Annotated in this window: 7 protein-coding genes; 4 read left to right on the top strand and 3 right to left on the bottom strand. The window is 73.2% G+C overall.

Annotated elements, in window-relative coordinates:
• Positions 1–114: 114 nt before the first annotated feature.
• Complete coding sequence (locus Q3W71_RS00925) at positions 115–780, top strand: 2-phosphosulfolactate phosphatase (RefSeq protein ID WP_302917361.1); 666 nt, start codon at positions 115–117, stop codon at positions 778–780.
• A gap of 157 nt (positions 781–937) precedes the next feature.
• Here the strand turns inward: Q3W71_RS00925 and Q3W71_RS00920 are convergent, their stop codons facing one another.
• Positions 938–3754: a BTAD domain-containing putative transcriptional regulator gene (locus tag Q3W71_RS00920; protein ID WP_302917360.1), complete on the bottom strand. Its 2817-nt coding sequence runs from the start codon at positions 3752–3754 to the stop codon at positions 938–940.
• A gap of 159 nt (positions 3755–3913) precedes the next feature.
• On the opposite strand from Q3W71_RS00920, the gene Q3W71_RS00915 reads away from it, so the two are divergent.
• Positions 3914–6508 (top strand): M4 family metallopeptidase, encoded by a 2595-nt coding sequence (locus Q3W71_RS00915; protein WP_302917359.1) that lies wholly within the window; start codon positions 3914–3916, stop codon positions 6506–6508.
• A 66-nt stretch (positions 6509–6574) separates the two neighbouring features.
• Positions 6575–10423, top strand: coding sequence for a carboxypeptidase regulatory-like domain-containing protein (locus Q3W71_RS00910; protein ID WP_302917358.1), 3849 nt, complete (start codon positions 6575–6577; stop codon positions 10421–10423).
• A gap of 337 nt (positions 10424–10760) precedes the next feature.
• Here the strand turns inward: Q3W71_RS00910 and Q3W71_RS00905 are convergent, their stop codons facing one another.
• Positions 10761–11837: an endonuclease/exonuclease/phosphatase family protein gene (locus Q3W71_RS00905; RefSeq protein ID WP_302917357.1), complete on the bottom strand. Its 1077-nt coding sequence runs from the start codon at positions 11835–11837 to the stop codon at positions 10761–10763.
• A gap of 459 nt (positions 11838–12296) precedes the next feature.
• Complete coding sequence (locus Q3W71_RS00900) at positions 12297–12737, bottom strand: nuclear transport factor 2 family protein (RefSeq protein ID WP_302917356.1); 441 nt, start codon at positions 12735–12737, stop codon at positions 12297–12299.
• Positions 12738–12766: 29 nt separating this feature from the next.
• On the opposite strand from Q3W71_RS00900, the gene Q3W71_RS00895 reads away from it, so the two are divergent.
• On the top strand, positions 12767–13534 hold the full coding sequence (locus Q3W71_RS00895) for a helix-turn-helix domain-containing protein (protein WP_302917355.1): 768 nt from the start codon (positions 12767–12769) through the stop codon (positions 13532–13534).
• Positions 13535–13660: the final 126 nt, after the last annotated feature.

Here is a 13660-nt window from a genome sequence, read left to right as displayed (position 1 = left end):
GCGGCCCGGGGCAGTCGCGGCTCTGCCGAGGACAGTGCGCCGGATCTCGCTTGAGAATCTTCTTGCCGGCCGGACTTCTGCACAGAATGATCCGGTGCCGTGTCGATCATAGGTATGGATGCCGAAGTTCCGACCGGCCGGGTCGTCGTCGTGATCGATGTGATTCGGGCCTTCACCACGGCTGCGGTTGCCTTCGAGCGTGGCGTGACAGAGATAGCCTGCGCGCCGTCGGTCGAGGTCGGCCGGGCTCTCCGGCGGCGACTCCCCGACCGCCTTCTGGTCGGGGAGACCAACGGCCTCAAGCCCGTGGATTTCGACTTCGGGAACTCGCCGTTCGAGATGTCGGCGGCGCGGCTCGACGGCCGGCGTCTGATCCAGGCGACATCGAACGGCACACTCGGGCTCGCCCGGTGTCCGGACCCGACGGCGCTGCTCGCGGTGTCAGCGAGGAATGTCGGTGCCACCGCCCGCTGGATCGCGGGCAACCACGCCGATACTCCGTACACACTCATCTGCACCGGAACGACCGCCGAGGACTGGGCCTGTGCGAGGTACCTGAGCGGCCTCCTCGACGGGTCAGCGCCGCGACCGGCAGACCTGGTCGCCGGCATCATGGACGGCGCCGCCGAACATGCTCGTGGCTATGCCCGGCTACCCGCGTCCGAACGTGTTGATCTTTCCGACGACCTCCGCTTCTGCCGCGAGGTCGACCGGGCCGGATTCGCCATGGTCGGCGACGTCCGCGAGGATCACGTCGTCCTCGCGAAGGTGCCGTGCTGACATGGCCGGTCTTGCAGCCCGTCCATCGGTCACGCCGGCCGGACGTGCCGAGGGCCCGGTGGGGATGGCCGATAGCGCTTGAGCAGCAGGTGCCGGGCGCCGGCCGAACTCCTGCCGCCGCCGGAACCTCGCCGGGGGCAACGGGGCGGGGAGCAGGTCAGGCAGCCGCCGGCTCGCCCAGCAACGCGCGGATCTCGTCGGCCTCCGGGTCGCCGAGCTCGTCGAAGACGGCGAGCGCCCGACGCCAGCAGGATCGGGCGCGGTGGACGTCACCCAGCTCGACCAGCGACCGACCCAGCGCCAGCAGGGTCCGCGCCCTGCCGTGTTCGTTGCCGGTGGACCGGTGCAGCCGTACCGCCTCGCGGAAGCGCAGGATCGCCCGGTCGTGGTCGCCCAGTTCGGCGTGCGCCTCACCGAGGTTGGCGATGCAGATCGCCTCGGCGTACCGGTCGCCCGCGTCGCGCATCGCCGTCAGCGCCTCCTCGTGGCGGGCGATCGCCTCCCCGGGCTGGCCCAGCAGGACGTGGCACTGGGCCATGTTCTGCAGCGCCACGCCCTCACCCCGCCGGTTGCCCCGCAGCTGGTGCTCCACCCGGGCGAGGGCGAACGTCGCCAGCGCCTCGTCCGGGCGGCCCGCCTCGGCGTGCGCCACGGCCAGGCTGTTCAGGCTGGTGGCCCGCCAGTCCCGGTCGCCGCTGGCCTCGTGCAGGCGCAGCGACTCCTGGTACAGGTCGATGGCCTCGGCGTAGCGTCGGCTCTCGCACAGCGCGGTCGCCAGGCTGGCCAGCAGCGCTCCCTCGGCCCGCCGGTCACCGGCGGCACGGGTGGCGGCCACCCCGATGCGGGTCGCCGCCCGCCAGTCCTCCCGGCGCTTGGCGATGTACCAGTACGCCGAGGCGGCCAGCGCGATCCGCCAGGCGTGCCCGGACGCGCCGCCGGACGCCGCCGCGCGGACCACCGGCAGCAGGTTGGTCCGTTCGCTCTCGCACCAGCTCAACGCCGCCTGGTAGGTGTCGACGCGGACCGGCTCGACCAGGGCCGGCGCGGGCGGCGCGAAGTGCGGCCGGTGCGGCTGCAGCACCCGGCCCGCCGCGTCGACGGTGTGCAGGTACCAGTCCATCAGCCGGTCGAACGCCAGCCGCCGGTCCGCCGCGTGGTCCGGCGACTCGGCCAGTTCCCTGGCGTACGCGCCCACCAGGTCGTGGAACTGGTAGCGGTCCGGGGCCGGCAGCTGCAGGAGGCTGGCCCGGTGCAGCTCGGCGGCCAACTCCCGGACCCGGGGCGGGTCGAGACCGGTGAGCGCCGCCGCGGCGTGGACGCCGACGCTCTCGCCGGGGTGCAGGGCCAGCCGCCAGAACAGCGCCGCGGCCGGCGGTGACAGGCAGCGGTACGACCAGGAGAAGACGGTACGGAGGTTGACGTCCGGACCGTCCGACCCGGCGAAGGCGTCGAGCCGGCGTCCCTGCCGCAGCTCCCGCAGCAGGTCGCCGAGGGGTCGGTCCGGCAGCTCCAGCGCGCGGGCGGCGACGATCCGGATCGCCAGTGGCACGTGCCCGCAGTAGTCGGCCAGGGCCTCCCGCTCGTCGGGTCGGGACCGGTGCAGGCACCCGGCGACCAGGTCCACCGACTCGGCCGGCCGCAGCGGCGCCAGGCTGAGCGGCACCGCCTGCTCGCGCACCACGAGCCCGGTCAGCCGGCGACGGCTGGTCACCACGACCAGACCGGCCAGGTTCCCCGGCAGCAGCGGTCGGACCTGGCTGGCGTCGTAGGCGTTGTCCAGCACGAGCAGCAGCCGCCGGCCGTCGGTCAGGCTGCGCATCCGCCCGCTCTGGGCGTCCACCGTGGGCGGGATGTCCGCCGCCGGCACGCCGAGCGAGAGCAGCAGCCGGGGCAGCGCCTCCGCCGGCCGCATCGGGGTGTCACCGGGGCTGAACCCGCGCAGGTCCAGGTAGACCTGGCCGTCCGGGAAGTGGCGCCGGCGCAGGTGGCCCCAGTGCAGAGCGAGGGCCGTCTTGCCGATCCCACCCATGCCGTCGATGACGACGACGCCGGCTCCGTCGCCGCGCCGCACGGCGTCCAGCCGGCCGTCGAGCGTGGCGAGTTCGGCGTGCCGGCCGACGAACACGCCGTGGGCGGGCGGCAGCTCGGCCGGCCGTACGGGTGGATCGGCGCGGCTGCCGCGCGGCCGGCTGCCGGCCGGCCCCGGCGCGACCTCCAGCGCCGGGTCGGCCCGCAGGATCGCGGCTTCCAGCTGCCGCAGTTCCGGAGTGGGATCGAGGCCGAACTCGGCGACCAGCCGGGCCCGCAGGTCGCGGTAGGTCCGCAGGGCCTCGTCGGTGCGCCCCTCCCGGTGCAGGACCAGCATGAGCTGACCGAGCAGGCGTTGCCGGAAGGGGTGCTCGGCGACCAGCTTGGTCAGCTCGTCCAGCGCCTCCCGGGACCGGCCCAGCCGGATCCGTGCCTCCAGCCGGTCCTCCACCGCCGTCCACATCACCTCGCGCAGGCCGGCGCAGAGGCGGTCGCGCACGTCCGTCGGCGCCACGTCGGCCAGCGGGTCGCCCCGCCACAGCTCGAGCGCCAGGTCGAACAACTCGACCGCTGGCGCGTCGTCGGCCTGCCGCGCCCGGGCGACCAGGTCGGTGAAGCGGTGCACGTCGACCGCGCCCGGCTCCACCCGCATCAGGTAGCCACCGCCGGTGTGCAGGATCTCGCAGCCGCCGGGCGGGTCGGCGGCCCCCGCGTCCCGGGCACGGCGCAGGCAGGCGCGCAGCCGGGAGACGAGCGCCTGGAGCGTGCCCCGGGCGGAAGCTGGCGGGTCGGACCCCCAGACGAGCTCGACGAGCCGGTCCACCGTGACCGGGCGGCCGGGTTCCAGCAGGAGCAGTCCGAGCACCAGGCGCTGCTGGCGGGAGCCGAGATCGATCGACGTGCCGGCGGCGTACGCCTCGACCGCACCGAGGACCCGGAACTCCACCTGGTCACCTCCGGCCGTCCATTATGGCCGCCGTGCGGCAAGCCGTCTGCAGGCCTTCTGCAACCGGCCGGGATGATCCTTCGCGCGCCCGGATCTCACGAGGATCGATCCGTTCGGGACCTACGTCACCCGCCCATCGCGCCCACTGGGAGGTTCATCGTGCCTGTACTCGTACGCCGCCTGCGACCGTGGCTGGTCGCCGGGGGCGACGCCCTGCTCGCCGCGGCGCTGACCGTCGCCGTCTGCTGGCTGGTGCTGCGGTCGCTGGCCGGCGGCGCGGCCGGGCCGGTGGGCGCCTACCTGGCCGGCGACCTGACCGGCCTGGCCGCCGCGGTCGCCGCGAGCACCGGCGCGCCGCTGGACTGGAGCATCGGCGCCACCGGCGGCCGGCTGTATCCGATCTCCCTGCTGTTGAGCGGTTCCCAGCTGGCCCTGCTGGTGGCCGGCCCGCTGGCCGCCGCGGTGCTGCTGGCCTGGCGGGCCCGCCGCCGCCCGCGGTCGCCCGGTGCGGCCGCACTGGCGGCCGGCGGCTACGCGGCCCTGATCGGCGGCCTGTCCGCCGCGGGCGCGGCCACGACGACGGACCCGCTGGTGCAGCTCGCCTCGCCGGCCTGGCTCGCCGGGCTGGCCGCCCTGGCCTGGGCCGGAACCGCCCAGCTGGTCGCGGCCGCGCTGCCCCGGCGCCGGGCGCGGGCGCTGGCCACTCCGGCCCGGGCCGGGGTGCTCGCCCTGGTGCTGGTGGCGGCGGGCCTGGTGGTCGGGCAGCCGGCCGCGGCGCAGCCGGCGCGACCTCCGGCCGAGCGGGTGGTGCCGTTCGTGGGCGACCCGACGCCCGCACCCACCGGCTACCGGCGCGCCGGGGTGTCCGCCGCGCTCGCGCGGGTCACCGCCGAGCAGGGGCAGGCACCGCTCGCCGCGTTCGAGCCGTGGCGCGGGACGCCGTCGATGCTGAGCCTGTCCAGCCGCCTCGGTGGGGACGTGCCGGGCTGGCTGCGGCGCAACTCGGGCCTGTTCGGCGTGGCCGACGCGAGCGCCCAACTGCGGCCGCTGCGGGAGCAGCGCGAGCCGACCGGCGAGCGGCACGTGTGGTTCGAGCAGCACGTGGGCGGGGTGCCGGTCTACGGCTCCCGGGTCGGCGTGCACCTGGACGCGACCGGCCGCACGGTGGAGTTCCTGACCAACTCGCTGGAGCCGGACCTGGTCGTGGACCGGGTCAGCGCAGCGGTCAGCGCGGAGGCCGCGACGGCGAACGCCCGCCGCGCGCTGCCCGACGGTTCGTTGGTGGAGCCGGCGAAGCTGTACCTGCTGCCCGCCGGCGCCGATCCGGGCCGGCGTACGCCGACCGTGCTGGCCTGGCACGTCTGGCTCACCGACGCCGGCCAGGGCGTGTCGACGTCGTACTTCGTCGACGCGGCGACCGGGCGGCTGGTGTACGCGCTGCCGCGCGCCGCGCACGCCAAGAACCGGCGCATCTACGACCTGAACAAGCTCTCCGAGGACAAGGTGCCGGTGTCGCCGAAGCGGGCGGAGGGCGACGGGCCCAGCGGCATCCAGGACGTCGACGAGGCGTACGACCACCTCGGCGACACCTACGACTACTTCCACCAGACCTTCGGCCGGGACAGCTTCGACGACGAGGGCGGGCAGTTGCGGGCGCTGGTGCGGGTACGGCAGAACCCGGACCGACCGATGCGCAACGCGATGTTCATACCGGACGTCATCGACACCATGGTGTTCGGCGAGGAGATGACCAAGCTGGACGTGGTCGCGCACGAACTGACCCACGGGGTCACCTTCGAGACCGCCGACCTGTGGTACATGTACCAGTCCGGAGCGCTCAACGAGAGCTTCTCCGACATCTTCGCCGAGGCGGTGGAGAAGTTCGCCACCGGCAGCAACGACTGGCTGGTCGGCACCGGCATCCCCGGCGGTCCGCTGCGCAGCATGGCCGACCCGCCGTCGTACGGCGATCCCGGCCACTACCGCGACTTCGAGCGCAGCTGCCTGGACATGGGCGGCGTGCACACCAACTCGGGCATCCAGAACAAGGCGTTCTACCTGCTGTCGCAGAAGATCGGCATCGAGAAGGCGGCCCGGATCGCCTACCGCACCCTGACCACGTACCTGGCCCCGCGGGCCCGGTTCACCGACTCCCGGGTCGGCTTCATCGAGTCGGCCAACAAGCTGTACGGCAAGGGCTCGACCGAGGCCAAGGAGGCGGCCGCCGCGTGGACCGCGGTCGGTGTCGACGGCGTGTACGAGCAGGACCGGCAGGACTGCCTGTGCATCGCCGACACCTCGCTGACCGGGGTGGGCCCGGAGGGCCTGGAACCCCAGGGGCCGGGCGTGGACGCGGTGCTCGGCGCGCTGCTGCACGTGCGGGACCTGTTCACCGACGGGCGCACCCCGGCCCTGCGGCACTACGAGGTGATCTACGCCGACGGCAGCGACCGGGCGATCGCGCTGATGACCGCCGACGACGACCTGCGCCGGCGCACCGCCCACGCGATGCAGACACTGCAACCGGTGCTGCAGACCGTCGGCACCCCGGACGGTGACGCCACCGTGGTGACGGCGGCGATGCTCACCGAGGTGGAGACCCTGCTGCGCGACTACGCGGCCGCCGACCGGGCGGCCGGTGGCGGCGAACTGGCGTCGGTCATCGAGACCGAACTCGGCAAGGCGAACTTCCCGGCGTTGTCCGGGCTGACCGCCAACCAGGCGCTGTCGTACCTCGACACGCACGTCGGCTGATTCTTTCTCCGGTGGTGGCGGGCGCACCCGCGCCCGCCACCACCGCACGCCCAGACGAGGACCTCCATGCATCCATCCCTTCCCGCCCCGCGGTCCCGCGCCGTGCGGCGGCTCGCCGCCGCGGTGGCCGGCGTGCTGGCCGCGGCGCTGCTCACCGCTCCCGCACCGGTGGCCGGTGCCGCGCCCGACAAGCTCCAGCCCGCGGCGCGCCAGACGCTGGCCGGCGGGCGCACCGCCGACCTGATCGTCGAACTGGTCGAGCGCGCCGATCTGCGCCCGGCCCGCGAGCTGCGCACCCACGCCCAGCGCACCGCCTACGGCCAGCGGACCCTGGCCGCGCTCGCCGAACGCAGCCAGCGCGGCATCCGGCAACTGCTCACCCAGCGCAAGGTGGGTCACCACCCGTTCTGGATCGTCAACGCGGTCCACGTCGAGGACGCCGACGCGAAGCTCGCCGCCGAACTGGCCCGCCGGCCCGAGGTGCGCACCGTACGCACCATGCGCACCTTCCAGCTGCCCGAGCCGACCCCGGCGCAGCGGGTCGCGGCGGCCGCGGCGGTCGAGTGGAACATCGACCGCATCCAGGCACCGCAGGTGTGGTCGCGCTACGGCGTGCGCGGTGAGGGCATCGTGGTCGCCAACATCGACAGCGGGGTGCAGTTCGACCACCCCGCGCTGGTCCGCCAGTACCGGGGCAACGTCGGCGACGGCGTTTTCGACCACCGGTTCAACTGGTACGACCCGTACGGGCAGTGCCGCACCGCGCCCTGCGACACCAACGGCCACGGCACGCACACCATGGGCACCATGGTCGGCGACGACGGCGCCGGTACCCAGATCGGCGTCGCACCCGGTGCGCGGTGGGTGGCCGCCCGCGGCTGCATCGGCAGCGGCTGCACGGAACTGGCCCTGCTGCTGGCCGGCGAGTGGGTGATGGCGCCGTTCGACGACACCTTCACCAGCCGTCCCGACCTCGCCCCGCACATCGTCAACAACTCGTGGGGGTCGCCGAACAGCGACCCGTTCTACAGCCAGGTGGTCAGCCGGTGGATCGAGGTCGGCATCATGCCGGTCTTCTCCGCGGGCAACAGTGGCCCCGGCTGCGACACCGTCGGATCACCCGCCGACTACACCCAGGCGTACGCGGTGGCGGCGTTCGACGCCGAGGGCGCCATCGCCGACTTCTCCAGCCGGGGCACGGCCGCCGCGGAGATCAAGCCCGACATCGCGGCGCCCGGCGTCGCGGTGGTCTCCTCGCTGCCGGGTGGACGCTACGAGGCGTACAACGGCACCTCGATGGCGGCGCCGCACGTCTCCGGGGCGGTCGCGCTGCTCTGGTCGGCGGCCCCCGAGCTGATCGGCGACATCCCGGCGACCCGGGCCCTGCTCGACGGCGGCGCGGTCGACGTCGCCGACGCCCAGTGCGGCGGCACCGCGGCCGACAACCCGGTGTGGGGCAAGGGCCGCCTCGACGTGCACGCCGCGGTCGCCGCCGCGCCCCGCGGCCCCCGCGGCACGCTCACCGGAACCGTCCGGGGGGCCGACGGACCGGTCGCCGGCGCGTCGGTGCGGCTCACCGGGCCCAACCGCACCGAGCGGGTGGCCACCACCGACGCCACCGGCCGCTACACCGTCACCGTTCCGCCCGGCGGCTACACCGTGGCGGTGAAGGCGTTCGGATTCGGCGACGGCGCCACCTCGGTCACCGTGACCGCCGACAGCACCGCCACCGCCGACCTGACCCTCGTCGCGCTGCCCCGGCACCCGATCAGCGGGGTGGTCCGCGACCCGGGCGGCGTGGGCGCGGCCGGCATCGCGGTGAAGCTGCTGGCCACGCCGCTGCCCCCGGTCGTCACCGGCCCCGACGGGGCGTACCGGATCGACAACGTGCCGGTCGGCGGGTACACCCTCACGTTCGGGGCGGGCCGCTGCCTCAGCGCGGGCAGCCGGCAGATCACGGTCGACGGGTCGGAGACGGTGGATCTGTACCCGCCGGCGCAGGTGGACAGCTCCGGCTACCAGTGCAACGGCACCACCGCGCCGTTCCCGACCGGCACCACCGCGCTGGCGCTCACCGGTGACGACGAGTCGGTGCAGGTGAACCTGCCGTTCCCGGTGCCGTTCTACGGCCGCAACCACACCACCATGTGGGTGGCCACCAACGGGTTCCTCAGCTTCGACCGGGCCGCTGACAACTCCATCAACCGGGAGGTGCCCAACCCGTCCACGCCGAACGCGTCGGTCTTCGCGTTCTGGGACGACCTGGTCGTCGACGCCCAGGCCACGGTGCGGACCGCCAGCTACGGCACCGCGCCGGACCGGCGGTTCGTGGTCGAGTGGCGCAACGTGACCTTCTGGGAGGACGAGACCCAGCGGGTGACCTTCGCCGCCGAACTGTCGGAGACCGGCGCGGTCACCGTGCACTACGGCGACCTGACCTCCGCCGCGGTGGCCCGCGGCGCGGGCGCGAGCGTGGGTGTGGAGAACCAGACCGGCTCGGTCGGGCTGGAGTACTCCCGCGACGTGGCGGCGCTGCGCCCGCACAGCGCGATCACGTTCCGGGCGGCCGGGTCGCTGTACGGCACGGTCACCAAGCCCGACGGGTCACCGGCCGCCAACGCGCTGGTCTCGGCGGTCACCGGTGACGCGCCGGCGGTGACCACCACCGCCGCGGCCGACGGCACGTACGTGCTGCACCTGCCGCTGGGCACGTACACCGTCGACGTCTCCCTGGTCACGTTCGGGATCCACCGGTCCACCGTGGTGCTGGACACCAGCGGCGAGCGGGTGCGCCACGACGTGCGGCTGTCGCTCAACGAGCGCACGGTGAGCGGCGTGATCCGGGACTCGCTCGGCCAACCGGTGCGCGGGGCGGAGGTGTGGCTCTCGCACAGCGAGCTGCCGATCGTACGGATGACCACCGGCGCGGACGGGGCGTACCGGTTCACCAAGGTCCCCGAGTCCGACGTGGCCACCTACGTCTACGCCAGCGTCCCCGGCTGCCAGCGCGAGGGGCGGCTCTACCTGCCGACGATCATCGGCGGCGACGCCGTCAACGATGTCACGGTGATCGCCCCGATGGGCGTGGTGGACGGCGCGGACGGGTTCGGCTACCAGTGCCTGCTGGGTTCGGTGGAGCCGAGCTTCGCCGGCACGACGGTGACGACCAGCGAGTACGGGCCGCCGACGGCGGTCGCGCTGCCGTTCGAGTTCCGGCTGTACGGCCAGCCGTACCGCACCGCGTACGTGTCCCGCTACGGCTACCTGACGTTCGAGCCGTCGGACCACCAGAGCGGCTCCAACAATTTCCTGCCCAGCACGTCCAGCCCGGACGCCGCGGTGTACGCGTTCTGGGACGGCCTGGCCATGGACGCGTCGTCCCGGGTGACCCACGGCACCGCCGGCACCGCGCCGAACCGGCGGTTCATGGTCTCCTGGCAGGACATGCTGCTCGACGGCGAGCGGATCAGCGTCGACGCGGTGCTGCACGAGAACGGCCGCGTCGACGTGCAGCACCGGCTGCTGCCCGACACCGCTGCCGGACGCGGCGACGGCGCGACCGTCGGCATCGAGGACGCCGACTCCTACCACGCGCAGGAGTACAGCTACCACGACGAGCGGCTCCGTTCCGGGCAGTCCGTGCGGTTCCTGCCGCCCGGCACCGTCACCGGCGTCGTCACCGACGCGACGACCGGCGCGCCGCTGGCCGGGGCGACGGTGGAGTTCCTGCGGCTGGAGGAGGTCGAGGAGGAGGTTGTCACCGACGCCGGCGGCACCTTCACGCTGCGGCTGCCGCTGGGTGAGTGGGACCTGGCCGTCAACGCCGCCGGTCACTTCCCCGGCGCCGCGCGGCTCCGCCTCGACGCGCCGTACGGCACGGTGCGCCGGGACGTGCCGGTGACGCCGATCGGCTGACGGCGGGTGGATGCGGGGTTGAAACGGCCCCGCATCCACCGTCGCCGCCACCGGGTCCGGCCCGGAACGGTCTCCGCCGGATCCGGAACAGCCTGTGCTGATCCTCGGCGCTGCTCGACGGTAACCGGGGCGATTCGCGATCTCGACGGGCGGGTTTGGCTTGGACGGTCACCCGCTCGGCGCGGACGCCGCGAGCGCCGTCGTGCAGCACCCGCTCGGCCGAGAGGTGGTGGGCCCGGTCGGCGGCATTGGCCTTCACGAGTAGCTGCACGGGTCGGTCCGGTCGTGGACGGTGCTCCCTGCCGCAGGAGGTGGAGCGCCAGCCTTTACCCGGCGCTCACCAGCTGATTCCGGCCGCCACCGGCAGGTGGTCGCTGCCGGTGGCCGGCAGCACCCACGAACTCTCCGGCTCCACGCCGCGGACCATGATCTGATCGATCCGCACCATCGGGAACTCTGCCGGCCAGGTGAAGCCGAAGCAATCCCCGGCCGCGTCGTGAACTGAGCGCAGCTGGGAGGTGATGTCGGCGAACGCGCGGTCGTCCATGGTGCCGTTCAGGTCGCCGAGCAGCACCACCCGCTCGTTCTGCTCGGCGGCGATGGCCTCGCCGAGCGCCTGCGCGTTCCTGTCCCGGTGGGCGGTCCAGAATCCCGCCCTGGGATTGACCCGTGCGGAGCCCAGGTGGGCCACATACACCGCCAGCGGGCCCTGGTCCGTGGTCACCGTGGTGCGCAGCGCCCGGGTGTAGGCATTCTTGACATCGGCCGGTTTGGTGGCCGCCAGCGGTCCGGCGTCCATCTTGATGTCGACCGGCTGGGTGTCCGACAGCGGCAGCTTGCTCCACAACCCGACCGTGCCCCGCACCGTGTGGTACGGGTACGCCGTCGCCAGCTCCTTCTCGTACGTTCCCCGGGCCTGCTCGGTCAGCTCCACCAAGGCCAGCACGTCCGTCCCGGAGGCCGCCAGTTCGCGGGCGGTGCCGGCGGGGTCGGGATTGCCGGCGCCGACATTGTGCTCGGCCACGGTGAGATCACTGCCCGGGTGGGACTTGTCGCCGAGCAGGCCGCCGAAGAGGTTCAGCCACACCAGGGCCGGCAGCAGCGCGGCCACCGCGGAGGCGGAGCGACGCCACAGCGCCCCGACCAGCAGTACGGGGATGAACAGCCCGAACCACGGCAGGAAGGTCTCCACCAGGCTGCCGAGGTTTCCGATCCGGTTCGGGATCCTCGCGTGCAGCAGCATGAGGAGCCCGAGCAGGAGCGCCAGCGCCGCGAGCACCCGGCCGCGCTTCCAGGGGCCCGGCCGGGAGGCGGCGCGTACCGCCCGGCGGATGCGGGCGCGGCAGGTCCCGGCGCCGGTATCCCGGCTGCTGGCGTCGTCCCGCCCGGTCTCCGCCTTGTCCACCCGCGTCATGTCTGTCCTCGCTCACTTGCCGGTTACTGCTGCGTCCTCGGATCGTCGTCCGCCACCAGTACCCGCACGCTTCCGCTCGCCGTGGTCCTCGTCTTCCGGCATACGGTCTCAAGCAGGAGTTAAGGGTTCCGTAAGCACCCACCGGAGCCATCCTTCGTGCCGTGGTCCCGGGGATAAATCCTCGCAACCCGCACCGGGCCGACGTCCCGCTGCCCTGTCTGGGGCCTCCGTCCGGGTACGGGCGCACGGCGGCACCGATGAGAAGCGGTACCAGGGTCTGGAAACGGCGTGCGGGCAGTCCCGAACGGGCCACGTCGCCGGTGCGGGTGGCGTCGCACCCCCGGCCACCGCCGCCTGCAACGACAAGTCGGCGAATCCGGCCAGAGCAGGCAGGAACGCGGACCTGACCTGGCGGCAGGTGCCGTCGGCGAGGTGCGCATCGTGGGTGGCTACGCATGGTCAGCGCCGAGCAGGTGCCCACCACGCCAGGTTGGCGGCCACCTGGGCCACCGGCTCGATGATCTCCCACCCCTCGGCGATCAACCCGTCGTCGATCCGCCAGATGTCGACGACCGCGATCTCTGGTCCGGCATCCGGAAGCCAGCGCCGCGAGTACACCACGACGTGATCGCCGTCGGCCAGCACCTGATGGATCTCCACCTGCATGTCGACGAGCGGCACCAGCGCGGCGCGGACGGCGGCGAGCCATTCCCCCTTCGTCGACGGGGTGGAACCCGGCCTGTGGTGGACGAAGTCGTCACTCAGGAACGGGGCGAGCGCGTCGACGTCACGTGTCTCGATCAGCCCGGCCAGCGCCCGTTGGACGATGCTCTTGTTCCGCATGGTCATGGACGCAGTGTTTCCGCGGCCGCTCCGGTTGTCGATGAACTCGGATGTCATGGCGTTCGGCGCGACGATGCGTACGCTGCATGATCGTGTATACGGTCGGGGAACTCCTGCGGCAGTGGCGGCGACGCCGGGGACTCAGCCAACTGGACCTGGCGATCGCCGCGGACGTCTCGGCTCGTCACGTCAGCCTGGTCGAGACGGGGAAATCCAAGCCGAGCGCCGACATGATCCTCCGACTCGCCGATCAGCTCCACGTGCCGCTCCGCGATCGCAACCGGCTCCTGCTCGCCGGGGGTTTCGCACCCCGCTACGCCGAACGTCCGCTCGACCACAACGCGCTGTCGGCCGTCCGCGATGCGATCCGCAGGGTGCTCCGCGCGCACGAGCCGTATCCGGCGCTGGTCTTCGATCGCCGGTGGAACATCGTGATGACCAATCGCGCTGTCGACCCGTTCCTCGCGCAGGTGGCTCCCGAGCTGCTGCGGCCGCCGGTCAACCTGGTGCGGCTGGGACTGGACCCGCGCGGGTTCGCCCGGCTGGTCGTGAACCTGGCCGACGTGCGCGCGGTGTTCCGCACCCGGATCGCACGCCAGCTCGCCACTGCTCCCGACCCCGAGCTCACCGCACTCTACGAGGAACTGCTGGCGCCCGAACCCGACGACGCGGCGAGCCAGGCGACCGACACCGACGTCGTGATCCCGATGATCCTCCGCATCGACGGACGAGAGCTGCGGCTGTTCTCGACCATCACCACGTTCGGCACCCCGATGGACATCACCCTCGACGAGGTGGCGATCGAGTCCTACTACCCGGCGGACGCGGAGAGCGCCGCCTACTTCACCGAGTAGCGAGCTGAACCGATGCCCATGCGGCGGAGGTGCCTCCGAGGCGCGCCCGGGGGCACCTCGAGTTCTGCCTCCGTCCGGCTCGCTGTTGGCCGCACGCCTCGGGCTCCGACGCGCAGGCCGATCAGT

Origin of the sequence: Micromonospora sp. C28SCA-DRY-2 (assembly GCF_030519475.1) — a bacterium.
Classification (GTDB): Bacteria; Actinomycetota; Actinomycetes; order Mycobacteriales; family Micromonosporaceae; genus Micromonospora.
The sequence above is the reverse complement of the archived record's forward strand: the minus strand, read 5'-3'. Positions and strand labels throughout refer to the sequence as shown.

Bases quoted from the DNA above. Each gene is read 5' to 3' on its own strand.
- Q3W71_RS00910 (WP_302917358.1), top strand. From the start codon at position 6,575: ATGCATCCATCCCTTCCCGCCCCGCGGTCCCGCGCCGTGCGGCGGCTC.
- Q3W71_RS00905 (WP_302917357.1), bottom strand. From the start codon at position 11,837: ATGACGCGGGTGGACAAGGCGGAGACCGGGCGGGACGACGCCAGCAGC.
- Q3W71_RS00900 (WP_302917356.1), bottom strand. From the start codon at position 12,737: ATGACATCCGAGTTCATCGACAACCGGAGCGGCCGCGGAAACACTGCG.
- Q3W71_RS00895 (WP_302917355.1), top strand. From the start codon at position 12,767: ATGATCGTGTATACGGTCGGGGAACTCCTGCGGCAGTGGCGGCGACGC.
- Q3W71_RS00925 (WP_302917361.1), top strand. From the start codon at position 115: ATGGATGCCGAAGTTCCGACCGGCCGGGTCGTCGTCGTGATCGATGTG.